General features: G+C 66.9%; 18 protein-coding genes. 6 read left to right on the plus strand and 12 right to left on the minus strand.

Annotated elements, in window-relative coordinates; translation table 11 throughout:
* Positions 1–199: 199 nt before the first annotated feature.
* On the plus strand, positions 200–736 hold the full coding sequence (locus tag FW784_RS04300; RefSeq protein ID WP_149352132.1) for a c-type cytochrome: 537 nt from the start codon (positions 200–202) through the stop codon (positions 734–736).
* 36 nt (positions 737–772) lie between these two features.
* Here FW784_RS04300 and FW784_RS04305 read toward each other — a convergent pair whose 3' ends face one another.
* The 6 genes from FW784_RS04305 to FW784_RS04330 all read right to left on the minus strand — a co-directional run bounded on the left by FW784_RS04305 (position 773) and on the right by FW784_RS04330 (position 9486).
* The gene (locus FW784_RS04305; RefSeq protein WP_149352133.1) at positions 773–2083 is read right to left on the minus strand and encodes a DUF445 domain-containing protein; all 1311 of its coding nucleotides are present in this window, start codon (positions 2081–2083) and stop codon (positions 773–775) included.
* A 38-nt stretch (positions 2084–2121) separates the two neighbouring features.
* Positions 2122–2949, minus strand: coding sequence for an NYN domain-containing protein (locus tag FW784_RS04310; RefSeq protein ID WP_149352134.1), 828 nt, complete (start codon positions 2947–2949; stop codon positions 2122–2124).
* A gap of 96 nt (positions 2950–3045) precedes the next feature.
* Positions 3046–6627 carry a DEAD/DEAH box helicase family protein gene (locus FW784_RS04315; RefSeq protein ID WP_235893566.1) on the minus strand — a complete coding sequence of 1194 codons (3582 nt, stop codon included), beginning with the start codon at positions 6625–6627 and terminating at the stop codon, positions 3046–3048.
* Entirely contained in the window at positions 6528–7652 is a 1125-nt protein-coding gene (locus tag FW784_RS04320; protein ID WP_235893567.1) for a restriction endonuclease subunit S, read from the minus strand. The genes FW784_RS04315 and FW784_RS04320 overlap by 100 nt, the downstream gene beginning before the upstream one ends.
* Before the next feature lie 2 nt (positions 7653–7654).
* Positions 7655–9136, minus strand: a complete 1482-nt coding sequence (locus FW784_RS04325) for a type I restriction-modification system subunit M (RefSeq protein WP_149352136.1) — start codon at positions 9134–9136, stop codon at positions 7655–7657.
* 41 nt (positions 9137–9177) lie between these two features.
* Positions 9178–9486: a hypothetical protein gene (locus tag FW784_RS04330; protein ID WP_149352137.1), complete on the minus strand. Its 309-nt coding sequence runs from the start codon at positions 9484–9486 to the stop codon at positions 9178–9180.
* Between the two features lie 227 nt (positions 9487–9713).
* Between FW784_RS04330 and FW784_RS04335 the strand changes: the two genes are divergently transcribed.
* A complete protein-coding gene (locus FW784_RS04335) occupies positions 9714–10232 on the plus strand; it encodes a hypothetical protein (protein ID WP_205123559.1) in 519 nt (172 codons plus the stop codon).
* A gap of 374 nt (positions 10233–10606) precedes the next feature.
* On the opposite strand, the gene FW784_RS04340 is transcribed toward FW784_RS04335, so the two are convergent.
* Positions 10607–11362 carry a response regulator gene (locus FW784_RS04340; protein ID WP_149352138.1) on the minus strand — a complete coding sequence of 252 codons (756 nt, stop codon included), beginning with the start codon at positions 11360–11362 and terminating at the stop codon, positions 10607–10609.
* Positions 11359–12783: a sensor histidine kinase gene (locus FW784_RS04345; RefSeq protein ID WP_235893568.1), complete on the minus strand. Its 1425-nt coding sequence runs from the start codon at positions 12781–12783 to the stop codon at positions 11359–11361. Before FW784_RS04345 ends, FW784_RS04340 begins: the two co-directional genes overlap by 4 nt.
* A gap of 165 nt (positions 12784–12948) precedes the next feature.
* Between FW784_RS04345 and FW784_RS04350 the strand changes: the two genes are divergently transcribed.
* On the plus strand, positions 12949–14838 hold the full coding sequence (locus tag FW784_RS04350) for a potassium transporter Kup (protein ID WP_149352148.1): 1890 nt from the start codon (positions 12949–12951) through the stop codon (positions 14836–14838).
* Positions 14839–15206: 368 nt separating this feature from the next.
* On the opposite strand, the gene FW784_RS04355 is transcribed toward FW784_RS04350, so the two are convergent.
* From FW784_RS04355 to FW784_RS04365, 3 genes are all read right to left on the minus strand, one after another.
* Entirely contained in the window at positions 15207–17225 is a 2019-nt protein-coding gene (locus tag FW784_RS04355) for a PAS domain-containing sensor histidine kinase (RefSeq protein WP_149352140.1), read from the minus strand.
* A gap of 161 nt (positions 17226–17386) precedes the next feature.
* The gene (locus FW784_RS04360) at positions 17387–17752 is read right to left on the minus strand and encodes a hypothetical protein (protein WP_149352141.1); all 366 of its coding nucleotides are present in this window, start codon (positions 17750–17752) and stop codon (positions 17387–17389) included.
* 101 nt (positions 17753–17853) lie between these two features.
* Positions 17854–19650 (minus strand): putative bifunctional diguanylate cyclase/phosphodiesterase, encoded by a 1797-nt coding sequence (locus tag FW784_RS04365; RefSeq protein WP_187770671.1) that lies wholly within the window; start codon positions 19648–19650, stop codon positions 17854–17856.
* Positions 19651–19821: 171 nt separating this feature from the next.
* Between FW784_RS04365 and FW784_RS04370 the strand changes: the two genes are divergently transcribed.
* The 3 genes from FW784_RS04370 (at position 19822) to FW784_RS04380 (ending at position 22557) form a co-directional block, all read left to right on the plus strand.
* On the plus strand, positions 19822–21717 hold the full coding sequence (locus FW784_RS04370; protein ID WP_149352143.1) for an MFS transporter: 1896 nt from the start codon (positions 19822–19824) through the stop codon (positions 21715–21717).
* Between the two features lie 67 nt (positions 21718–21784).
* Entirely contained in the window at positions 21785–22147 is a 363-nt protein-coding gene (locus FW784_RS04375; protein ID WP_149352144.1) for a CD225/dispanin family protein, read from the plus strand.
* Complete coding sequence (locus FW784_RS04380) at positions 22144–22557, plus strand: DUF2752 domain-containing protein (RefSeq protein ID WP_149352145.1); 414 nt, start codon at positions 22144–22146, stop codon at positions 22555–22557. The genes FW784_RS04375 and FW784_RS04380 overlap by 4 nt, the downstream gene beginning before the upstream one ends.
* Before the next feature lie 3 nt (positions 22558–22560).
* Here the strand turns inward: FW784_RS04380 and nudC are convergent.
* Positions 22561–23321 (minus strand): NAD(+) diphosphatase (nudC, locus tag FW784_RS04385; RefSeq protein ID WP_149352146.1); only part of this gene is annotated, 761 nt, incomplete at its 5' end.

Consider the following 23321-nt stretch of genomic DNA (forward strand, 5'->3'; position numbering starts at 1 on the left):
GACATCGAGTGCGCCGCAGTTCCGGTCGGCCCTGTGCCGAGGCTGGGAGCCAAAACGCGCGCGGGACGTAGCCTATCGCCGCGCCTTTCACGCCCCGGCTCCGTCGCACCGACGCGCGGTCGCCGGGGCCGGCCCGTCACCACGCGCCTCCGACATCGGCCCGCGGACACTGCGCCCACGCCCCTCCGGATGCATCGCCATGACCCCTGCCGTTCGCGCCTTCCTCCTCGGTGTCGTCCTGACCCTGGCCGTCCTCGCGGTGGGCGCATTCGCCTTCACCGGCGCCGGCGTGTACCCCATCGGCGCGGACGTGCCGCATACGCCGCTGACCCTGCGCATGGTCGAGCGCCTGCGCGACGCCTCGACCGAACGCGCCTCGAAGTCGGTGCAGGTACCCACCGATCTGGACGACCCCGCCCGCGTGGCCGCCGGCGCCCGCGAGTACGCCGAGGAATGCACCGGCTGCCACCTGGCCCCGGGCCGCACGGAAAGCGAACTGCGCGCCGGGCTCTACCCGCAGCCGCCGAACCTGGCCGAAGACGGCATGGACAACGATGCCGAAGCGTTCTGGATCATCAAGCACGGCATCAAGATGAGCGCCATGCCGGCCTGGGGCCGCACCCACGACGACAAGCGCATCTGGGCGCTGGTGGCGTTCGTGCGCAAGATGCCGAAGGTGTCGCCGGCGCAGTACCAGGCGATGGTGGGCGCAAAGGCCACGCAGACGGACGACTGATCGCGGCGCGCGTCCAAACGGGACGCACTGCCGCGCTCAGCCCAGCAGCGACGAAAGCCGCAGCACCGCGAAGATCAGCCCGCCGATCAGCGCGCCCACCGCGGTGCCGTTGTAGCGGATGAACTGCAGGTCGCTGCCGACCGAGAGTTCCATCTCGCGCGTCATTTCCTCCGCGCTCCAGCGGTGGATGCGCTCAACGATGAAGGTGCGGATCGCATCGCGATGCTCGTCGATCATCGGCTCGACCGCGCCGCGCACGGTGGCGCTGATCCAGTCGCGCATCGCCGCGTCTTCCAGCAGGCGGCCGCCGATCTCGCGCAGCGCGCCTTCCATCTTCGCCGCCATCGCCGAATCCTCGCGCGCGGCGTCCGCCTCCACCCACGCGATCGTCTCGTTGAGCAGGCCGCGCAGGTAATCGCCGAACGCCTCCTGCTGCAGCAAACCGTCGCGGAAGTCTTCGATGTCGTGGCGCAGCTTCTCGTCGGTGCGAAGCCGCGCGATCAGCGCATGCACCTGCGCATCGACGTAGCGCCGCACCTCGTGGTCGGGGTCGGCCGCCATCTCCTGCACCAGCTCGATGCCGCCGGAGATCAGCTTGCCGGTGGCATAGCTGTCCACGCCCAGCCAGCTGACCACGCGCCCCAGCTGCCGGCCGACGCGGGTCTTCACCTCCTCCTGGATCTCCGGCGATTCGAGTTTTTCCGCGATCACCCGCAGGACGTCGGTGACCAGCGCCTGGTGGCGCCCGTCGGCGGTAAGCCGGTCCAGCCCCAGCGCGGCCAGCCCCGACAGGTCGACGCTGCGTAGCTTGTCGCGTGCCAGGTCGTGCACGAAGCGGTGCAGCTTCTCGTCGGACAGCACGCCCAGCAGCCGCGGCAGCGCGCGGGTGACGGCGCGCGCCACCCGCCGCGCCGTGGCCGGGTCGGCCAGCTTGCGTGCCAGCGCCGTGCCGATGTCCAGCTCGCGCAGCTTGTGCGCCACCTGCTCGCGGCCGAGGAAGTGATTGCAGACGAAATCGGCCAGGCTCTCGCCGATGGCGTCCTTGCGCGTGGGGATGATCGCGGTGTGCGGTATCCAGCGCTGCCCGAGCGGATGGCGGAACAGCGCGACCACCGCGAACCAGTCGGCCAGCCCGCCGACCAGCGCGGCCTCGGCCATCGCCTCGAGCAGGGCGAGGGACCAGTGGTGGATGTGTTGCTGGGTGAGGTGGGCGGCGAGGAGAACGGCCGTGGCGAACACCAGCAGTGCGGCCGCGATCTGCTTGCGGCGGCGGAGCTGGGCGATGCGGGGGTCGGCGGGCGTGTCGGACAACATCGCAAATTGCGGCACGAGTCGGAGAATGATCACCGTACTCGACCTTGACGTTCGGGCGTGTCGACGGTCGTCTAACCCGCCACGGCGACGAAGACAATCTTGCCCTGTCCGTCCGCCGCTGCGCGCTCCTCGAGCCGGAATGCCAAAGGGTGCATCTTCAGCAAATCACTCAACTTCTTCTTGCCGTAGAGACGCGGATCGAAATCTGGCCGCACCTTGTTGAGGTAGTTACCGACCGCGCCCAGATTTGCCCAACCCGACTCGTCGGATGCCTGATCGATGGCCTGCCTGATCAAATCGACCGGCACCGCCGTCGGCCCGGAAGCTCGGGCTGCCCCCGCGGCGGACTCGTTCGCTCCCTGCACCTGGTGCACCGGCATCACCTTCCTAGAGAGGCCCTTGCCCGTTGGCTTCTTGGCCACGGCAGCCGGGACTGGTTCGGCACGCAAGACCTCTGTATAGACAAACTTGTCGCAGGCCTGCACGAACGCATCCGGCGTCTTGCGCTCGCCAAAGCCGTAAACCGTCAATCCTTCTTCGCGCAGACGCTGGGCGAGGCGCGTGAAGTCGCTGTCGCTCGACACCAGGCAGAAGCCGTCAAACCGGCCCGTGTACATCAGATCCATCGCATCGATGATCAGCGTCGAGTCCGTCGCGTTCTTGCCGCTGGTGTAGGCGAATTGCTGCATTGGCTGGATGGAATGCTGCAGCAATACCTTCTTCCAGCCCGACTGCTGCGTCGAGGTGAAGTCGCCATAGATACGGCGCACGCTGGCCGTGCCGTATTTCGCTACCTCGTCCAGCAGCCCGCCAATGGCGGACGGCTGCGCGTTGTCGGCGTCGATGAGGATCGCTAGGCGGCGGGTGTCGGCGGCCTTCGAGCCGTTTTTGCTGGTCATTGCCGTGCCTCCAGAATCAAAGGATCAGCGTGTGTCGGGAGGCATCTGCCGCTTACAAGAATCAATTTTTCCCGAGGTTTCGCCCATGTCCCTTCGCTAAGCCGCAGCCCGCTCATTGATTTCCGCCACGATTCCGACAATCGCTTGGGCATCGCCATCCCCGAACGCGCCGTCGAGACCTTCGTAGTGGACTGATGTGAAGGGCGGCTCATAGAGCTGACCTGCGTCCAAGACACCATGCCGCGTCAGCCGCTCAATGATCATTTCAACGAAGCGGATCTGCTGGCTGCTGTAGCGATTCTCGTCGAGGAAGCGACCGAAGGCTTCCTTGGCGGCATTGCGATCAAGCCCCACCAGCGAACGGATGAACACCAGTAGCGACGTTTCAGCGCCGTAGCACTGCTCGAAACGCTCGCGGCTTTCCACCACATCGGATTCGTAGACGAATCGCTCCAACTCGTGGAGGTCCGTAGGTGTCAGCGGCTTGTTGTGCCGCAGCTTGGCGATCGCAATGTGGTTTTCATTGGCGCGGATATAAGCCTCAACCTTGCGCTTGTATTGGGCAACGTTGATGCCGGTACTGAAATCCTTTAGCTGGACCTCGACCGATTCGCCGATCTCGTCAGTCAGGACGGTATAGACCGGGCCGATCGCCTTGCGCTCGATGAACTTGATCAGCCCTCGCAGACGGCGCCGGACGTGCTCGATCATCGGAAGGGTGATGTCCTTCCAGAACGCTTGGGTCTGGATCTCCTGGATCAGCGTCAGCTGTTCCTTCACTGCGGGAATCGCTTCCATAGTTTCGAGCTGGCCCGCCACTTCAATGACCCTGTCGCGGTGACGGATGAAGTCGCGCGTCGCATTGATCAGGGCCACTTGCAGACCGAGGCAGCCCAGGTCGAAGAGCTTGGCGGTGATGTGCTCCGCCTCCTGCTCGCTAGGCAGGCCAGCGACGTGGTCGCGGAGCTCGACCAAGGTCGTCTCACCCAACTGATCCCATTGCTCGCGCTGAGCGAATCGGGTCACGTGCTCGCGCTCCGGCCGGACGATGAAGTTGTTCAAATTCATCGCCGCGACCTCGCCGTGGAGGTGATCAATGAGGTCCTGGCGCAACGAACCCAGCGCGTCGTAACCGCCGCGGTCTTCAGCCGCAGCGCGTGCATCGTCCCGCTCGCCCTTGGCCGGCAGCAGCGCCAATAGCTCCAACCGGCGCTTGAACAGGCGCTTGCCTAGCGGTTCGTTCATGGGCGACACCGCGCCTGCCGGGTTCTCGTTGAAGTATTCGAAGTTGCCGCAGAAGTCGAAGATGAAGAACTCCTGCTTGTCCTGCTCCGGGCCAAACAGGTTCGGACACAGCCGCGTACCGCGACCGATCATCTGCAGGAACTTCACCTTCGACCGCACCGCCTTGAAGAAGACGAGGTTCACCACCTCGGGCACGTCGATACCGGTGTCCAGCATGTCCACCGAGATCGCGAGCTGCGGGAGCTTGGGCGGGATGCTGAAGTCGTCGATCAGTGTCTGCGCGTACTTCACCGCGTGGGTGATTACCCGCGCAAACTCGCCCTTGTAGTGCGGGTAGTTGTGATCGAAACGCTGGGCGATGAACTCGGCGTGTCGCTGGTTGACGGCGAAGATGATGGTCTTGCCAAGCTTGTCGCCTCCGTCGACCTTCAGACCTCGCTCCATCAGGTGCTTGAGCATCAGGTCGACGGTGTGTTCGTTGAACAGCTTCTTGTTGACCTCGGAGGCACTCACCGCCGTGGGCACTTCGCCCTCTTCTTCCTGGCCCGCGCGGTCGCCCCAGTCGAGCGACTCCCAGTGCTCCTTCTCGTCGTCGGGCAGGTCGTCGTACTTGACGCCCTCGCGCACGAACTTGATCGGCACCGAGTGCGACTTCGGTGGCACGAGGTAACCGTCGGCCACAGCCTCGTCCAGGCCATAGGCGTCGGTGGGCACGCCCGTCTCCAACCCGAACAGGTGATAGGTGTCGCGGTCCACCTCACTGCGCGGGGTGGCGGTCAGGCCGATCAGGTAGCTGTCGAAGTAGCGGAAGATCGCGCCGTACTTCTGGTAGACGCTGCGGTGTGCCTCGTCGATGACGATCAGGTCGAAGTGACCGATGCCGTATTTGCGGCGGTCGCCTTCCATCTCTTCGATCAGGCCCATCATCGTCGGGTAGGTGGACAGGAACACCTGCCCCTGCCCGTCCTTCTCGGTGACCAGATTGACCGGGCTGGAGTCGGGTAGATGCTTCTTGAACTCGCCCGTCGCCTGATTCACCAGCGCCACGCGGTCGGCGAGGAACAGCACGCGCTTGACCCAGTTGGCGCGCATCAGCAGCTCCACCAGCGCGATGGCGGTGCGGGTCTTGCCGGTGCCGGTGGCCATGGTTAGCAGACCGGCGCGGCGCCCTTGCGTCAGCGACTCGGTCATCGCGCGGATAGCGCGGTGCTGATAGGGGCGCTCGACGATGGCGTTGTTGACCTTCAGATCGCGCAGCGGCACCTGCAGCTGGCGACGCTGGATCGCGCGTTCCAGTTCGGCGCGGGTGTAGAAGCCCTGCACTTCACGCGGCGGCGCGCGGCGGTCGTCCCACAGCCAGGTCTTGTGGCCGTTGGTGTAGAAGATCAGCGGGCGCTGGCCCTTCATTTCCTCCAGGCAGTCGGCGTAGAGCTTGGCCTGCTGCCGGCCCACATCCGGATCGCTGAAGCTGCGCTTGGCTTCCACCACCGCCAGCGGCTTGCCGTCCGCGCCCCACAGCACGTAGTCAACGAAGCCCTCGCCGGGGCCGTTGGGCATGCCGGTGACCGGCACCTCGATGCTGGCGTTGTCGCCGATGACCCAGCCGGCCTCACGCAGCAGCACGTCGATGAAGAAGCGGCGGGTGTCGGCCTCGTCGTAGTCGTGCGTGTCCGGCACCGCGATGTTGGCGGCCTTGGCCTGCGCCAGCTCGGCACGCAGCGCGGCCAGCTCGGCATTGACCTGCGCAAGCGCTGATTCGCGCTCGGCCAGTGTGGCGGCGGCCTCGGAAATGTTGGCCTCGCGCGCCTCGATCTGCGCGTGCTGCGCCTCGATCTCCTCGTGGAACTTGGCTTCCTGCTTCTTCAGCTCGTCGCGGGTGAAGGCCACCGCCTCGTCGGCGCGCACCAGCTGCGGCACGCGCTTGTCGTCCCACTCCGCGACGATGCTCTTGGGGTCGCTGGCACGGGTGTAGGTGCGCGCCAGCCAGAAAAGCACATGGAACAGCTCGTGCACCAGCCGCAGCGCGTCGCCGCTGCCGATGCGCTGATTGCCGTGCACCGCCTGGTTGCCGAGCTTCTGGATCAGCCGCGCCTTCTGATGGATGTGCGGCGGCAGCAGCTTCTCGAACGCCGGCTGGGTCAGCAGCACACCCAAGCTGTTGTCGTACGGCATCCGCAGGTCGCGGTCGTTCTCGTACAGCCAATGCACCGCCTGCTCCAGCGCATGGCGGGTGCGCATGCAGCAGGCGCGCGGATCGGAATGGACCAGTTGCTCCGCTCCTTTAGCCGGCTCGTAGAGCTGTTTGAATTCGGATTGGAGGAACTGGAAATTGCTCATGACGGGCTTACTCTCGGGGCAGCGTGGCCGGAGAATGCGCGTTGTTGAATGCTGGTGAACAAGGAGTTCAAGTGGTCCAAATGTGCGAGCTTGCAAGCGCGCAATTTGTAGATGGAATCAACGATCTCACCGAAACGAGCTTGTTCTTGAAGCGGCGGCATCAGGATCTTGATAGCTTTGAGCGCGAAGATCTTTAGTTCTGCGAACGTTGTCCCCGAAGCTATCTTCGAATAGTTCGCAAAAAACAGCTGTTTTAGGTGAAACCTGAGGTATGAGCTGTTGAGTTGCGATCTGCCCGACTTGATCCATAGCACCCTTCCATCCTTGAAATAGAACGGGCTGTCATCTGTTACGAGGTGAATTCGACCGTCGTGGCAGATCGATGGCAATAGAAGGTCGCCCTGCTCTGGGACGCCAGATTGACCCTTCAGTCTCTCGTAGTGTTCCCAGGTGATGAATAGTCCCGGAGTTATCGGCTTCCCTTCCCCCAATTGGCCGATCTCCGTTCCTCGATAGAACGGTACCCCCGTATCGACTAGCTCTTCTGCAAATACACGGTTACTTGAACCGACATCGCAGACCTCCCCCAGTTGTGTTTCATTCCAACCCATTGGGTTCGTCACCGGGTCTCCGAACATGTCGAGGAACACGGACTGCAGTAGCTGTTCGAGCTTGGCGATAGCTTCGCGGCGCTTGGCGCGCAGCGCTTCAGCCTTATCCAGAATCGTCGCAATGCGGCGTTGCTCGCCCTGCGACGGCAGCAGGATTGGCTTTGCGTAGGCGTCATTTCGATTCAAACCTGGAATCGCAGCCGCTCGGTTTAGCTCCGTCAAGCGCAGGCTAGCCATGGCATGAAAAAGCCATCGGAGGTCTACATCAGTGCAGGTCTTATCGACATAGTAGGTCGTGTCGATAGGCCAACAGGACGATTCGGAATAATTGAGCTCGCCCAGCGACCCTTTTCGTCCGACGACAATGGTCGCCCCTTCAGTTATGGCAGCGCTGTGTCGCCCAACTACTCCGTTCGATCCAAAGACGTCGTACTCGCCACTATTTTCGCGCGAAGCGGCTGACAGGCTCTTGCCGTACTTGAGTTCGCAGATGTCGCCAAGCGTCACCATACTCACTTCAGCATTCCCTCCAACTCCTCCATGCCACGCATGATCTCCGTTTCCAGCGTCTTCAGCTCGACCAGAATCTTCTGCGGTGACTCGTGCTGCACCGCTTCGTGTACAACCTGCTTGTAGCGGTTGATCGACAGGTCGTAGTCGTTGGCGGCGATCTCGGCCTTGGGCACCAGGAAGCTCTGCTCGGTGCGGGCGCGGCCGACCTCCTTGTCGCGGTGCTGCCAGCGCTTGAGGAGGTCAGGCAAGTTGTTGAGCTCGTGCTTGCTGGCATCGAGCGGATTGCGCTTGTCGTCCAGCGAGTATCCGTCGGCCTGCATGCTGTAGAACCAGACGTGGTCGGTGCCGCCGGAGTTGGTCTTGGTGAACAGCAAGATGGCGGTGGACACGCCCGCATAAGGCTTGAACACGCCCGAGGGCATGGAGACGATGCCGTCCAGTTTATGGTCCTCCACCAACATCCGGCGCAGGGTCTTGTGGGCGTTGCTGGAGCCGAATAACACGCCGTCGGGCACGATCACCGCGGCGCGGCCGCCGGGCTTGAGCAGGCGCAGGAACAGCGCGAGGAACAGCAGCTCGGTCTTTTTGGTCTTGACCATCTGCTGCAGGTCCTTGGCCGTGCTCTCGTAGTCGAGCGAACCGGCGAAGGGCGGGTTGGCGAGGATCAGGCTGAACTGTCCTTCGACGCCGGCGTGGCTCTGGCTCAGCGAGTCGCGGTTCTCGATGGCCGGGCTCTCCACGCCGTGCAGCAGCATGTTCATGCTGCCCACGCGCAGCATGGTGCTGTCGAAGTCGAAGCCGTAGAAGGTGTCGTGGTTGAACCGCTTGGCCGCCTTCTTGTCGGCGTAGATTTCCTGCTCGTGGTGCTGCTGCAGGTACTCGGCCGCCGCCACCAAGAAGCCTGCAGTTCCGCAGGCCGGATCGCAGATGGTGTCTGACGGCTTGGGCGCCATCATCTCGACCATCAGCTTGATGATGTGGCGCGGGGTGCGGAATTGGCCGTTCTGCCCGGCGCTGGCGATCTTGCCGAGCATGTATTCGTAAAGGTCGCCCTTGGTGTCGCGGTCCTCCATTGGGATCGCGTCGAGCATGTCCACCACCTTGGCCAGCAGCGCCGGCGTGGGGATGGTGAAGCGGGCGTCCTTCATGTGTTGCGAGTAAGTCGAGCCTTCGCCCTCGCCCAGCGACTTGATGAAGGGGAACACCCTGTTGGCCACCACGTCATACATGGCGGCCGGGTCGCCCATCTGCTTGAACACCGACCAGCGCAGCTTTTGCTGCTTGCTGTTGAAGATCGGGCTCTCGACTTCGCGCTTGAGTCGGTTGGCTTTCTTCTCTTCCTTGGTGTGCAGCTCGTCCAGGCGCTTGATGAAGAGCAGGTAGGTCATCTGTTCGATGACCTCCATGGGATTGGAAATGCCGCCACTCCAGAAGGCATTCCAGATGGAGTCGACTTGGGACTTGATGGTTCCGGTGATCACGTTATGCGTTGCCTGCTGCGGTGAGAGCGCGGTTGCGCGCCTCAGGATGATTCGGAAGTGCGGACGATGCTGTGGCCGTCCTTGTTGTAGAGCCCGTCGTATTTGCCGTCGGCGTCGCATAGACGCACCGACCATCCCTTGCCGAAGACATGTCGGTAGACGTCTTCGACGTCGTCCAGCAATTGACCGTTTACAACACGGTTCGCGCCGGTTCCAGGCGGAGCAACGCGAAACGCCCAGCGTCCCGTTTGCCGCTCTACCGAGCGATACGGGAACAACCGCCGCCCCGACTGGTGTTCGAACCAGAAGCGATCACTGATCGACTCAAGGCGGCTAGGGCGCTTCGGCATCGGCGTTTCCGGTATCGCTGGGCTTGTCGATGATATGTCCAGCGACGGGCCAACGCTGGGTGCGGTTGCGCACGCTAGGCGCCTCTGCAAGAATCCGCCCCGCTCCACCGCCGACACGACGTCGGCGAAGACTTCGAAGACCGCAAGGAAGGCGGCGGGGCAACGGGCCCGGGTCGGCATTCGGCCGGACGGGTGACCCACCACAAGGAACGCAAAGGAGCTTGCACGTGACCACACAGAATCTTTTGAGCCTCACCCTGTCGGACGCGCAGCTGTCCGCGATCGACACCGCATTGAACGACCTCGAATCGCACCTGTCGGGGCTGGCCGCGCTGGAAGCCGGCAAGCGCAGGTCGCTGGCACGCATGGGCGGCAAGAGCGAGGCGTTCTGCCGGCAGGCGTTGACCGCGCTGGAGCAGAACCCGCAGGTGGTGCCGCCCAGCCTGAAGGTGACCGAGGCGCGCGCCGACCTGGACGCGATCGATCGCCTGCGGCCGCGGCTGCAGCGCCTGCAGCGGCTCACCGAGCGCGCGCAGGATTCGGAAACGATGCTGGGCAGCGACGTGATGAGCTGCGCGCTGCAGGGCTATGCACTGCTGAAGGTGGCGGGCAAGAACCAGGGGCTGGAAACCCTGCGGAAGGAGCTGGGTTCGCGCTTCGCGAAGGGCCCGCGCAGCACGCCGCCCGCGCCCGCGCCGGGCGGCCCGGTCACCCTGCCGCAGCATCCGCTGATCGATGCCGCCTGATCGGTTCCCGCCCGGATAACGAATAAAGCCGCAGCGATGCGGCTTTTTGTTTGTCGCTCGCCGCGTCTGAGGGCACGCGCCCCGCTGGGAGCGGCGGCCGTTCCACTCGGCACGACAACGCCCGCGCTCTTTTCGGCTCTACCGCCGCACCCCGCGGCGCGCGTGCTCCCGGCGGTGCCGGGCGTGCCGCTCCACGCGGCTCCGCACCCGCTCGTCGCGCCATGCGTGCCGATTCGTCGCTAGTCCGTGCGCGTTTGCGCGCCATGACAGGCGCGTCCGGCGCCTGGCGTGCGGGTTTCTGCGCCGGCGCTGCCGCCCTGCCGGCCACACGCGCCCGTTTTTGCGGCATCTGCACCGCCCGCGGTGGCCAGGCTTCAGTGGTCCTGTGCGCGGGCTCCCGATTGCCCCAACGCCGTGCGCCCGGGCGCCCCATCCTGCGCCCGCCCCATAAACCGCAACCCTACCCCCGGCTCCGTGGCGATCCAGCGCGGATCCGCCGCGTCGTCGCCCAGCTTCTGGCGCAGCTTGCTGACGAGGATGCGCAGGTAGTGGGTGTCGTGCTGGTGCGTGGGCCCCCACAGCTCGCGCAGCAGTTGCGGCTGCGTCACCACGCGCCCGGCATGGCTCACCAGCAGGGCGAGCAGCGCGTATTCCTTGCGCGTCAGCGGCAGGGCTTCGCCATCCAGGGTGACCATGCGCTGGGCCGCGTCGACGCGCAGCCTGCCGTCGTCGAACACTGCGGGTGCATCGGCGCCGGTGACGGCCAGCCGCAGCAGCACGCGGATGCGCGCCATCAGTTCCTTGATGCCGAACGGCTTGGTCACGTAGTCGTTCGCGCCGGCATCCAGCACGGCCACCTTTTCTTCTTCGTTCGCGCGCGCGGTGAGCACGATCACCGGCACGTCGGACCACTGCCTTATTTCGCGCAGCACGTCGATGCCGTCGCGGTCGGGCAGGCCCAGGTCCAGGATGACCACGTCGGCGCCCTCGGTGGCAAGCGCCGCCAGGCCGTCGGCGCCGTTGGCGGCGAGTTGCACCTCATGCCCCTGCGCGCGCAGCGAGATGTCCAGAAAGCGACGGATCTGCACTTCGTCGTCGATCACCAACACGCGGGCGGGCACGGCGTTCATGCGGTTTCGCCCGTCGGCAGTGTGAGCAGCACGCGCGTGCCGCCGCCGGCCGGCGCGTCGATGGCGATGCGGCCGCCGTGCGCCTGCAGGATGGCGCGCGCGATCGCGAGCCCCAGCCCGGTGCCGGGCGGGCCGTGGTCGCCGCGCGCGACGCGATGGAACATGTCGAACACGCGTTCGCGTTCGTCGACGGGAATGCCCGGGCCGTGGTCGCGGATCGCGATGTCGACATGGTCGTTCGATGACTGCACGTCGATCTGCACGGGGTGGGCGTCGCCGCCGAACTTCAACGCGTTGTCGATGACGTTGTGCAAAGCCTGCTCGATCAGCGCGCCCTGCACGAACACCCCCGGCGCATCCGGCGGCAGGCGCACGTCGATCCTCGCGCCGGGGCGGTGCCGGCGCACGCGGGCGATGGCCGCACCGATCAGTTCGTCCACGCCGATGGCATCGCGCACGAGGGCGATGCCTTGGTCGAGCCGGGTCATGTCCAGCAGGTTCTGGATGTAGCCGTCGAGCCGCAGGCCTTCCTCGCGCACGGTGGCGAGCAGCGCGCGCTGGTCGTCCGCGCTCATGCGGGGGCCCCAGGCTTCCAGGCTTTCGGCGGCGCCGATGATCGACGCCAGCGGCGTGCGCAGGTCGTGCGACACCGACGCCAGCAGGCCGCTGCGCAGGCGCTCGGCTTCGGCGGCCACGCGCTGCGCTTCCAGCTCCGCTACCAGCCGCGTGCGCAACAGGGCCTGTGCAACGTCATCGGCCATCGCGAGGGCCGCCTCGCGCTCGGCGGGGTCCAGCCGCGGCAGGCCGTCGGGCAGCTTGAGCCCGAGCATGCCGAACACGCGGTCCGGCGCCCGCAGCGGCAGGAACCACCAGCCCTGGTCTTCGACGCTGTACGAGCGCCGGCCACGCCCGGCCTGCACCGCCACTTCGGGATCGAGGCGCAGCCACACGTCGGCGCCGAGTGCATGGCGGAAGCCGTCGCGTGCGGCGTCGACCACCGCCGCTTCGTCCGCCGCGATGGCGAGTTGCTGCCCGAGCGCCTGCCGCGCGGCCGCATGGCGTTGCGCCTCGTGCAGGGCGTCCACCTTTTCGGCCAGCCGCGCCGCAAGGCGCCCCGCCAGCAGGGCGGCCGCGAGGAACAGCAGCACCGTGGCCACGCCGTGCCGAGCGGCGATGTACAGCGTGTAGCGCGGCTCGAGGAAGAAGAAGTTGTAGGCGAGGAAACACAGCAGCGCGGTGAGCGCGGCCGGGCCCGCGTACGTGCGCGAAGCCACCAGCAGCACGGCCAGCATGAACACCAGCGACAGGTCGTTGACGCCCAGCCACCGCTGCGCGAGGTGCGCCACGATCGTGGCGCCCACGCTGCCCGCCACCGCCAGCGCATAGGCGGCAACCCGGCGATCGGCATGGGTGAGCGGCATTTCCACGACGGCGCCATTGTCGCCTTTCGCGGGCGCCGTGCGTTTGCACGAAGCGCCGGTGCCGCGAAATTTACGGTGAATTTACGCGCCGACGCGGGGGCACGCCTATCGGTTTTACGCGGCGCGGGCGGACACTTTCGTCCCCGGATTTTCGTGCCGTTTTCCATGCAGATCGCGTCGTCACCGTCGGCCCCGCAGCACCGCTTCGGCCGCCTGATGCTCGGCGCGCTCGGCGTGGTGTTCGGCGACATCGGCACCAGCCCGCTGTACACGGTCAAGGAAGCGTTCCTGCCGCATTACGGGCTCACGCCCGACGCGCCCACGGTGCTGGGCGTGCTGTCGCTGGTGTTCTGGGCGTTGATGGTGGTGATCACGGCGAAGTACGTCGGCGTGATCATGCGCACCGACAACCAGGGCGAAGGCGGCATCATGGCGCTCGCCGCGTTGGCCGAACGCACGCTCAAGCGCACGCGCGGCATCTTCGTGGTCGGCGTGCTCGGTGTGTTCGGCGCGGCGCTGTTCTTCGGCGACGGTGTGCTCACCCCGGCGATCTCCGTGCTGTCGGCGGTGGAAGGCCTCGAGGTGGCCGCGCCCGCGCTGCAGCCGTGGGTGCTGCCGGTAACGCTGGGCGTGCTGCTGGTGCTGTTCGCATCGCAACGCTTCGGCACCGACGCGGTCGGCAAGGCGTTCGGGCCCGTGCTGATCCTGTGGTTCGCGGCGCTCGCTGCCATCGGCGTGCACGGCATCGCGATGACGCCGCGCGTGCTGGCCGCGCTGAACCCGTTGTGGGCGGCGCGCTTCTTCATGACGCACGGGCCGCACGGCTTCTTCATCCTCGGCGCGGTGGTGCTGGCCGTCACCGGCGGCGAGGCGCTGTACGCCGACATGGGCCACTTCGGCCGTCGCCCGATCCAGTGGGCATGGAACCTCGTCGTGCTGCCCGCACTCACCCTCAACTACCTCGGCCAGGGCGCGCTGATCCTGGCCAACCCGCGCGCCATCGACAATCCGTTCTACCTCGGCGTGCCGGCCTGGGGCCTGTTCCCGATGATCGCGCTGGCCACCGTGGCCACCGTGATCGCCTCGCAGGCGGTGATCAGCGGCGCGTACTCGGCCACGCGCCAGGCCGTGCAGCTCGGCTACCTGCCGCGCATGACCATCCGCCAGACGTCGAGCGCAGCCTACGGCCAGATCTACGTGCCGACCATCAACTGGATCCTCATGGCCGGCACGATGGCAACGGTGATCGGCTTCGGCAGCTCGACCGCGTTGGCGACGGCCTATGGCGTATCGGTCACCGGCACGATGCTGATCACCAGCGTGCTGCTGATCGTGGCCACGCGCCACAAACCGGCGTTCCCGGCGCTGGTGTTTTGGCCGCTCGCGGCCGTGTTCGTGCTGGTCGACATCGCCTTCCTGGGCGCCAACCTCGCCAAGTTCTTCGACGGTGCGTGGTTCCCGCTGTTGCTGGGCATGATCGTGTTCGTGGTGCTGCGCACCTGGCGTCGCGGCCGCGAGCTGCTGCAGGCCGCGGTGCGCGAGGACGGCGTGCGCGTCGACGAGTTCCTGCCCGCGCTGATGCTGTCGCCGCCCACGCGCGTGGAGGGAACCGCGGTGTTCCTGACCTCGCAGCCCGACGTCGTGCCGAAGGCGTTGTTGCACAACCTCAAGCACAACAAGGTGCTGCACCAGCGCAACGTGCTGCTGACGGTACAGACCTGCCCGGTGCCCTTCGTGGCGCCCGCCCAGCGGCTCTCGCTGCAGCGCATCTGCGACGGCTTCCATCGCGCGACACTGCGGTTCGGCTTCGTGGAAATGCCGGACGTGCCACTGGCGCTGATGCGCGCCGCCGACCACGGCGACGTGAGCTTCGACCCGATGGAGACCACGTATTTCGCGAGCCGCGAAACGGTGGTCGCCAGCCCCCGCCGCGGCATGCCGATCTGGCGCGACCACGTGTTCGCCTTCATGCATCGCAATGCCGCGGCGGCCAGCAACTTCTTCCGCATTCCGGGCAACCGGCTGGTCGAGGTTGGTTCGCCGGTGGAAATCTAGGGCGACGTCCCGGCCTTGGGCCGTCTGCGCCGGCGCGGGGTGTCACGAGATTCGTCGCGCGGGCCGCGATAGGGACCGGTGGCTGCAATGAGACTTCCGGGGTCCAGCGCAGGCTGGCCCGCGGCGGAATCACTGCGCACGATCGTGCGTGTTACCGCTTATGGCTCGGGATGCGGCGGCGCGGCTATTCGGCGTCGCTTTCTCGGCAGCGTTTGCGCGCTGCGGCGCACGCATGCCGTTTCGTCGGGCACGCGCGCGGTGGTGAGTGCCATCGTTACCGCACGCGGCGGCACGCATGGCACCGAGGCACCGCGCGTGACTTTGCCCACGGCAATCGCCGACGCGGCAACGCACGTGCCCCGCCGCCGTCAGGCCCTGGCGTCGGCCACTGCAGGGACCGCCGGAACCCGCAGCTCGAACGTCGACCCGAGGCCCGGCCCCGGGCTCGACGCGGTGAGGCTGCCGCCATGCAACTGCGCCAAGCTGCGCGCCAGCGACAGGCCGATGCCCAGGCCGCCGTAATGGCGCTCGGGCGTGGCGTCGGCCTGTGCGAACAGGTCGAAGACGCGTGCCAGCAGGTCGGCATCCATGCCGACCCCGGTGTCGTGCAGGCGCACCACCGCGTCGCCGTCCTCCACCGTCGTCGACAACGTGATCGTGCCGCCCGCCGGCGTGTACTTGGCCGCGTTGGTCAGCAGGTTGGTGAGCACCTGCGTCAGGCGCACGGGGTCGGCGTCGAGCACCACGTTGGTGACGGCATCGCCGAGCAGAAGCGTGTGGCCATTGCGATGCACGACCGACTCCGTCTGTTCGACCGCGGACGCGATGACGTCCGACAGTCGGACATGACGCCGCTGCAGCGCGGTCAGGCCGCGCGTCACGCGCGACACGTCGATCAGGTCTTCCACCAGGCTGCGCATATGCACGGTCTGGCGATCGATGATCTCCGCCGCTTGGCGCACTGTAGCTTCGCGATCGGGCGCCATGCGCAGCAGTTGCACGGCGGTGACGATCGGCGCGAGCGGGTTGCGCAACTCGTGCGCAAGCGTGGCCAGGAACTGGTCCTTCTGGCGGTCGGCTTCGCGCAGCGCGGCTTCGCTGCGCTCGAGCATTTCCTGCGCGCGCTTGAGGTCGTCGATCTCCGTGCAGGTGCCCATCCAGCGCACGATCGCGCCGCCGGCGTCACGCACCGGCAGTGCGCGGCCCAGCACCCACTGGTAGGCCCCGGTGCGGTCACGCAGGCGGTACTCCACCTGGTACGGCTCGCCGGTGGCGAGGCTCTGACGCCAGCGCGACCATGCGCCGGCCTGGTCGTCCGGGTGGAACATGCCGGCCCAGGTTTCGCCATCGTTGGAGCCCAGCGGCACGCCAGTGAAGTCGTACCAGCGCTGGTTGTAGTAGTCGTGGAAACCATCGGCACGCGTCGACCAGATCATCTGCGGCACGAGGTCGGCGATGGTGCGAAAGCGCGCTTCGCTCTCGCGCGATGCGGCCAGCGCGGTTTCGCGATCGGTAACGTCCGAGCCCTGCACGAACACCGCATCCACCGCGCCGTCGGCACCGGGCACGGGCTGATAGACGAAGTCGACGAAGCGCGTGCGCTCCATGCCGTGGGCGTCACGCAATGTCGCTGCTACACCGCGGCCGACGAAGGGCTCGCCCGTTTCGCGCACGCGGTCGAGCAGCTGGTAAAAGCCCTGGCCGTCGATCTCGGGCAGCACTTCGCGCAGCGGCAGGCCGACGAAACCCGTGCGACCCACCAGCGCCTCGTAGGCTTCGTTGGCGATCTCGAACACGTAGTCGGGTGCGCGCAGCACCGCCATGAAGCCCGGCGCCTTGTCGAACAGGTCGTCGAGGAACGACAGGCGTGCCGACAGGCGTACGTTGTCGCGCTGCACTTCGGCGGCGCGCAACAGCACGCCGGTCTGGAGCTGGTCCTGCGTCACGCCGGTGGCTTCGCGGGCGCGGCGCACTGCCTCTCGCAGGCGGTGGACTTCGGTCACGTCCATCGTGTGCTGCATCACCGCCGTCACGTTGCCGGCGGTGTCGCGCACGGGCGTGTGCGTCGCGCTCCAGAAGCGCACGTCCGACACCGTTCCGTCAACGGTCTCGGTGTTGATGGTGTATTCGACAAGTGCCAGCGTGTCGCGTTCGCCGGTCTGCAGCGCGCGCTCCAGCGAACGGCGAAGCACGGCGGCCTGCGACGTGCCGTCGTCGTTGACGTCGCCGGGAAACAGGTCGAACAGGTGCCGGCCAATCAGCTGGTCGCGTTGAAGGCCGGTGAGAAGCTCGTAGGCGTCGTTAGCGTCAAGAAAGTGCAGCTCGCGGTCCAGCACCATGTAGGCGTTCGGCGAATGCCGGAACAGCGCGTCGAAAGGGAGGGTCACAGCGGGTTCCGGCGGGATCGCCGGACAGTATGAGTGCCGGTCATGATCCACACCCGTGCCGTCGAGCTGAATTGTTCACCGTGTCGCGATTCCGCACGCGGATAGGCGCCGCGCGCGGTGCGACCGCCCACGCGAAAGCCCCACGACGCATGCCGATACGCTCACGGCGGCGGGCGGCGGAACAGGTTCGCCGCGAAGACCAGCAACGCGGCCAGCACCAGCAGCGCGCCCGGCCCCACCACCGGGCCCGCCCACGGCTTGCCGCTGATCGAGCCGTAGATGCCGATCGGTAGCAGCACCGACCCGAGCAGGTGCAGCACGTAATGTGCGGCCAGCCAGCGCGACGGGATGTCGGGTCGGCTGTTGTAGAACAACCCGGCGAGGAACATCAGCACGCCGCCGGCGAGGTTGAGGTGCGCATGCACCGGCGCGAAGGTGAAGTTCTGGGTCATGCCCATGTGCATGCCCATTGCGATGCCCACGATCAGCAGCACGATCGACGTTCGCAGGAATAGCGTGCCGTTCATTGGTGTTCCTTCTGGTGGCGCGCTCCCCAGCACGCTGCGGCCATGGTGCCGACGCGCGGCCGGGCGCGAGCGCCGCCGGTCGGCACGCTCAGGGGGCTCCGCTATGCGCCGGGCGGACCTCGCGAACCCTGCAGCAGCGCCGGCACCTCGTCCGCAGGAACCGGCCGCGAGAACAGGTAGCCCTGTCCGTGATCGCAGCCCGCGGCGAGCAGGAACTGGCGCTGCGCTTCCGTCTCGATGCCCTCGGCGATCACGTCCAGCCCCAGGCTGTGGGCGAGGCCGATCACCGCGCGCACGATGCTGGCGTCCTCGGCGTCGTCGGGCAGGTCCTGCACGAACACACGATCGATCTTGAGCGAATCGATCGGCAGGCGCTTGAGGTAGGCCAGGCTCGAATAACCGGTGCCGAAGTCGTCGACATGCACGCGGCCGACCACCGCGCGCAGGCGTTCGAGCGTCTCGCAGGCGAAGGCGGCGTCGGTCATCAGCGCCGACTCGGTGAGCTCGATCTCGAGCTGCGCCGTACGCAGCGGATGTCGCGCCAGGCACGCCTGTACCTTCTCCAGCAGCGAATACACGGGCTCCGCGTGGAGGTCCGGATTCACCGCGGACGGGCGCAGTTGCGCCGCCGACACATTGACCGCGGCGCGCAGGTGTTCGTGGCCGGCGTGCTCCCAGGCAGCCAACTGGCGCACCACCTCGCCGATGACCCAATCGCCGACGTCACGGATCAGGCCGGTGTCTTCGAGCACGTCGATGAACTCGTTGGGCGCGACCAGCCCATGCCCGGGCCGGTTCCATCGCACCAATGCCTCGAAACCGGTGACGCGCCCGCTGCGAAGCTCGACCGCGGGCTGGTAATGCAGGACGAATTCACGCCGCTCGACGGCCCCGCGCAGTGCGTGCTCGAGCGTCCGGCGCTGCTGCGCCTGCTCGTCCAGTTCTGCGGAGTAGAAGGCCAGCCGGTTCCGGCCGCCAGCCTTGGCGTGGTACATCGCCGCGTCCGCGAAACGCACGAGGTCTTCGGGGCTGCCGGAGTCGCGCGGGAAGATGGAGATGCCGATGCTCGGCGTTACGCGGATCTCGTGGCCGTCGACTTCGAACGGCTTGCAGAGCGCCGCAAGCGTGCGCTCGCCTAGCAACGTGGCGGCTTCGATCCCGTCAGGCAGCGAAGCGAGGATCCCGAACTCGTCGCCGCCGAGGCGTGCCACCACGTCGCCGCACGTGGCTATCTCAGAGAGGCGCTTGCCCACCTGCTTCAGCAACGCGTCGCCGACTGTGTGGCCGAGCGCGTCGTTGATCGTCTTAAACCGGTCGAGGTCGAGCGACAGCACGGCCAGCGTCACGCTCCCGGTGGCTGCCGACCCCACCCCGGCGGCCAGCAACTCGCGAAAGCGCACGCGATTGGGCAGGTCGGTGAGCGCGTCGTATTTCGCCTGGCGATCCAGCTCCTGCTGCGCGAGGCGATGCGCGGTCACATCGTGGACAGTGCCGACGAGGTGCGTGCATTCGCCGTCCGGGCCCAGCACCGGCGCGACCATCACTTCGCCGAAACGCAGGCCGGCCGGGTATGGCGACACCTCCTCCCATCGAACCGGGGCGCGGATCGAAATCGCCTCGGCGTAACGTTTCAGCACCAGGTCGAGCGAGGGCGGCGGGATCACATCGGCGACAGCGCGGCCGATGACCTCGTCGGCGTCGAGGCCCGTGGCGCCCAGGAACGCCGGGTTCACGGCGGCAAAGCGCAAGCCGGTCTCGCCGTTCTCGATCAGGTAGACCACATCCTGGATGTGGTCGAAGACCATCCGCAGCGGGTCCTGCTGGCCGCGCAGGGCGTGCGCCAGGTGCGCGGCCGTGCCACGGTCGGGATGGCGATCGTTGGATCGACGCGTTGCCATGCTGCCTCCGACCGGTCCGTTGGCGCCTCGTCGCGGCAGGCGGCTCGCGCGGGGCGGGGGTGGAACGAGAATAACCAGCCGCCGGACGGCGCTCATGACGCGACGTTGACCGGAACCGGCGATGCGCGACGCTCTGCTAGGCTCGCGGCGTCCCGGGGGAGGCGACGCTACATGGCGGCTGAAGCTCGATCGCATTCGCAATTCGCATTGCTTCGCCAGCGGCGCTTCGCACCGTTCTTCCTGACCCAGGCGATCGGTGCGTTCAACGACAACGTCTACCGGCAGGCAATCATCGGGCTGCTGGGTTTCCTCGCGGTCGGCTCGGCAACCACCACGCTGTACGCGAGCCTGGCGCCGGCGGTGTTCATCGTGCCGTTCTTCCTGTTCTCGGCCATCGCCGGGCAGATCGCGGAGAAGTACGAGAAGTCGCGCCTCATCCGCATCATCAACGTGTTCGGAATCGCGGTGATGGCGGTGGCGGCGATCGGCTTCGCGGCGCAAAGCCTGCCGGTGCTGATGATCGCCCTGTTCTTCACGGGCGTGCACGCAACGCTGTTCGGCCCGGTGAAATATTCGATCATGCCCTCGGTGCTGAAACCCGAAGAGCTCACCGGCGGCAACGGGCTGGTGGAAATGGGAACTTCGGTGGCGATCCTGCTGGGCATGCTGGCCGGCGGCGGCATTTTCGCGGCCGGGCATGCCAACGCACCGTATGTCGCGGCGGGCGCCGTGCTCGGGCTCGCGGTACTGGGCTACCTGATGAGCCGCGCGATCCCGGCCGCGGCCGCGAATGCGCCGGGCCTGCGCATAAGCTTCAATCCGTTTCCGGAATCGCTCGCGATGCTGCGCATGGCCCGCAAGCAGCTTGCCGTGCGCAACTCCATCCTGGGCGTCTCGTGGTTCTGGTTCGTCGGCACGGTTCTGACGTCGCAACTGCCCGCATACGCCGAAGTGCACATGGGCGGCCCGCGGCTGTACCTGTTCGCGCTGGCGCTGTTCTCGATCGGTACCGGCATCGGCTCGGTACTGTGCGAAAAGCTGTCGGCGCGCACGGTGGAGATCGGCCTGGTGCCCGTCGGCGCGTTCGGCATCACCGCATTCCTGCTCGATCTCTACTTCGCGCGCACGGGAACGCTGCCCGACACGAACGCGGGCCTGCACGCCTTCCTGGCCCAACCGGGCGCGGTCCGCATCGCGATTGCGCTTGCGGGCGTCGGGCTTTCGGCGGGCATCTTCGTGGTGCCGCTGTTCGCGCTGATCCAGAGCCGCACGCCAAAGGCGGAACTGTCACGCGTGATCGCGGCGATGAACATCCAGAACGCGGTCTTCATCGTGGTCGCCGCGCTGGGCTCGCTGATGCTGCAGCGCTGGCTCGGCTGGTCCACCCCGCAGCTGTTCCTGGCGCTGGCAATCGCCAATGCGTTGGTGATGGGGTGGATCTTCAGCATCGTGCCGGAGTTCGCGATGCGCTTCATGAGCTGGGTGCTGGTGCGCTCGCTCTACCGCCTGCGCGTGCAGGGAATTGAAAACGTGCCGGACGAAGGTGCTGCTGTGATCGTCTGCAACCACGTCAGCTTCATGGATGCGCTGATCCTCGCGGGCGCTATTCCGCGACCGGTGCGATTCGTCATGTATTACAAGATCTTCGACATCCCCGTGATGCGCTGGATCTTCCGCAGCGCGAAGGCGATTCCGATTGCCGGCGGCCGCGAGGACCCGGCCCTCATGCGGCGCGCGTTCGAGCAGATCGATGCCGCGCTGGCCGAAGGCGAGCTGGTGGGCATATTTCCGGAAGGCGCACTGACGAGGGATGGCGCGATGGCGCCATTCAAGTCCGGTGTCGAGGCGATCCTGGAACGGCGCCCGGTGCCGGTGATACCGATGGCCTTGCGCGGCATGTGGTCGAGCATGTGGAGCCGTCGCGACGGTAGCCTCGGCCGCATGCGCCTGCCGCGCCGCCTGCGCGCGCATGTCGAAGTGATCGCGGCGGCGCCCATTTCCGGCGAAGCGGCGACGGCCGAGTCGCTCGAGGCGCAGGTGCGCGCGCTACGCGGGAGTGCGGCCTGACGTTGCGCCCTGCTAGCATCCGGCCGTGCGCAATGTCTGCGCAGACGCGACTCCAGGGGAAACAGAGATGAGCATGCCGCCACCGATCCAGCCGCCGCCGATGTCCGCCCAGCCGGGTGGCGTGCCGGTTCCGAACCACCTCGTCTGGGCGATCGTGATCACGATCGTCTCGTTGTGCCTGTGCTGCATCATCGGCACGATCCCGGGCATCGTGGCGATTGTCTTCGCCTCCAAGGTCAACGGCGCGCTCGATCGCGGCGACTTTGCGGAAGCGCGTCGTTCGTCCGACACCGCCAAGCTCTGGTGCTGGATCACGACCGGCCTGTGCGCACTCGGCCTGCTGGTCAACATCGGCATCATGGCCAGCGGCGGCATGGCGAGCTACCAGCAGCGCCTGCAGCAGATCCAGCAGATGCAGCAGCACCGGTGATCGCACTGCCGGCCCGTCGCCTTCCGGTCGCCGCCGCGCTTGGCGTGGCGGCAATCGCGGGCGTGGGCCTGCTGTATGCGTTCGACCCGAACGCGGCGTCCAGCCCGTTTCCGGGCTGCCTGTTCCACGCATTCACCGGGCTCTATTGCCCCGGCTGCGGCATGACGCGGATGCTGCACGCGCTCGTACACGGTGACGTGGCGCGTGCGGCATCGATGAACGTACTGGCGCTCGCAGGCCTGCCGGTTTTCGGTGCCTTCATCGTCGAACGCGCGGCGGGGTTCCGCCTGCTCACGGGCGGGGCGAGGAAGGTGCTGTTCGACGGCCGCCTGTGGATCGCCGGCGCGTTGATCTTCGGCGTGCTGCGCAATCTGCCCTGGGCGCCGTTTACCGCGCTCGCACCGGGCTGAGTTTCAGGCGAAGGTCTGCAGCCATTCGCGCACCAGCCAGTGCGCGATCGAAATCCGCGACGGCAGCAGGAACGACGCATCGTCGGTGTCACCGCGCGCCTCGGCATCGAGCGCCTCGGCGATCTCTTCGCGCGTGAACCATCGCGCCTGTTCGAGCTCGTCGGTGCAGACGACTTCGTCGGGCTCTGCAATCGCGACGAAACCCAGCATCAGCGATGTCGGCATCGGCCACGGCTGCGAGCCCAGATAACGGCACTGCGTGACGCGGATGCCGGTCTCTTCCTTCACTTCGCGCGCCACGGCCTGTTCGAGCGTTTCGCCGGGCTCGACGAAACCGGCGACCACGGAGAACCGACGCGCGGGCCATGCCGCCTGCCGGCCCATCAGCAGCCGCGCGCCGTCGCTGACGGCAGCAATGACGGCGGCATCGGTGCGCGGATAGTGCTCGCGTTCGCAACGCAGGCATCGGCCCAGCCAGCCGGCGCGCACGAATTCCACTTCGCCCCCGCAGCTGCCGCAGTGGCGATGGCGAACGTGCCAGTGGTGCAACGCGTGCGCGGTCGCGAACGCGCTTGCCTCGCGCAACGGCCAGTGTGACGCCGCGCTGCGCAGGTCGGTGCGGGGAGTGTCGTCGTCGGTGCAGGTCGCGAACCAGGCGATGCCGTCGTCGGCCATGCCGAGGAACAGCGCGTCAGCGGGCATCGCCGGCCAGGCGTCCCCGCGCACGAGCGCCGGACGGCCGTGGTCATCGCCCGCGGCGCGCC

The sequence above is a fragment of the Cognatilysobacter lacus genome, from assembly GCF_008274655.1.
Lineage (GTDB): Bacteria > Pseudomonadota > Gammaproteobacteria > Xanthomonadales > Xanthomonadaceae > Cognatilysobacter > Cognatilysobacter lacus.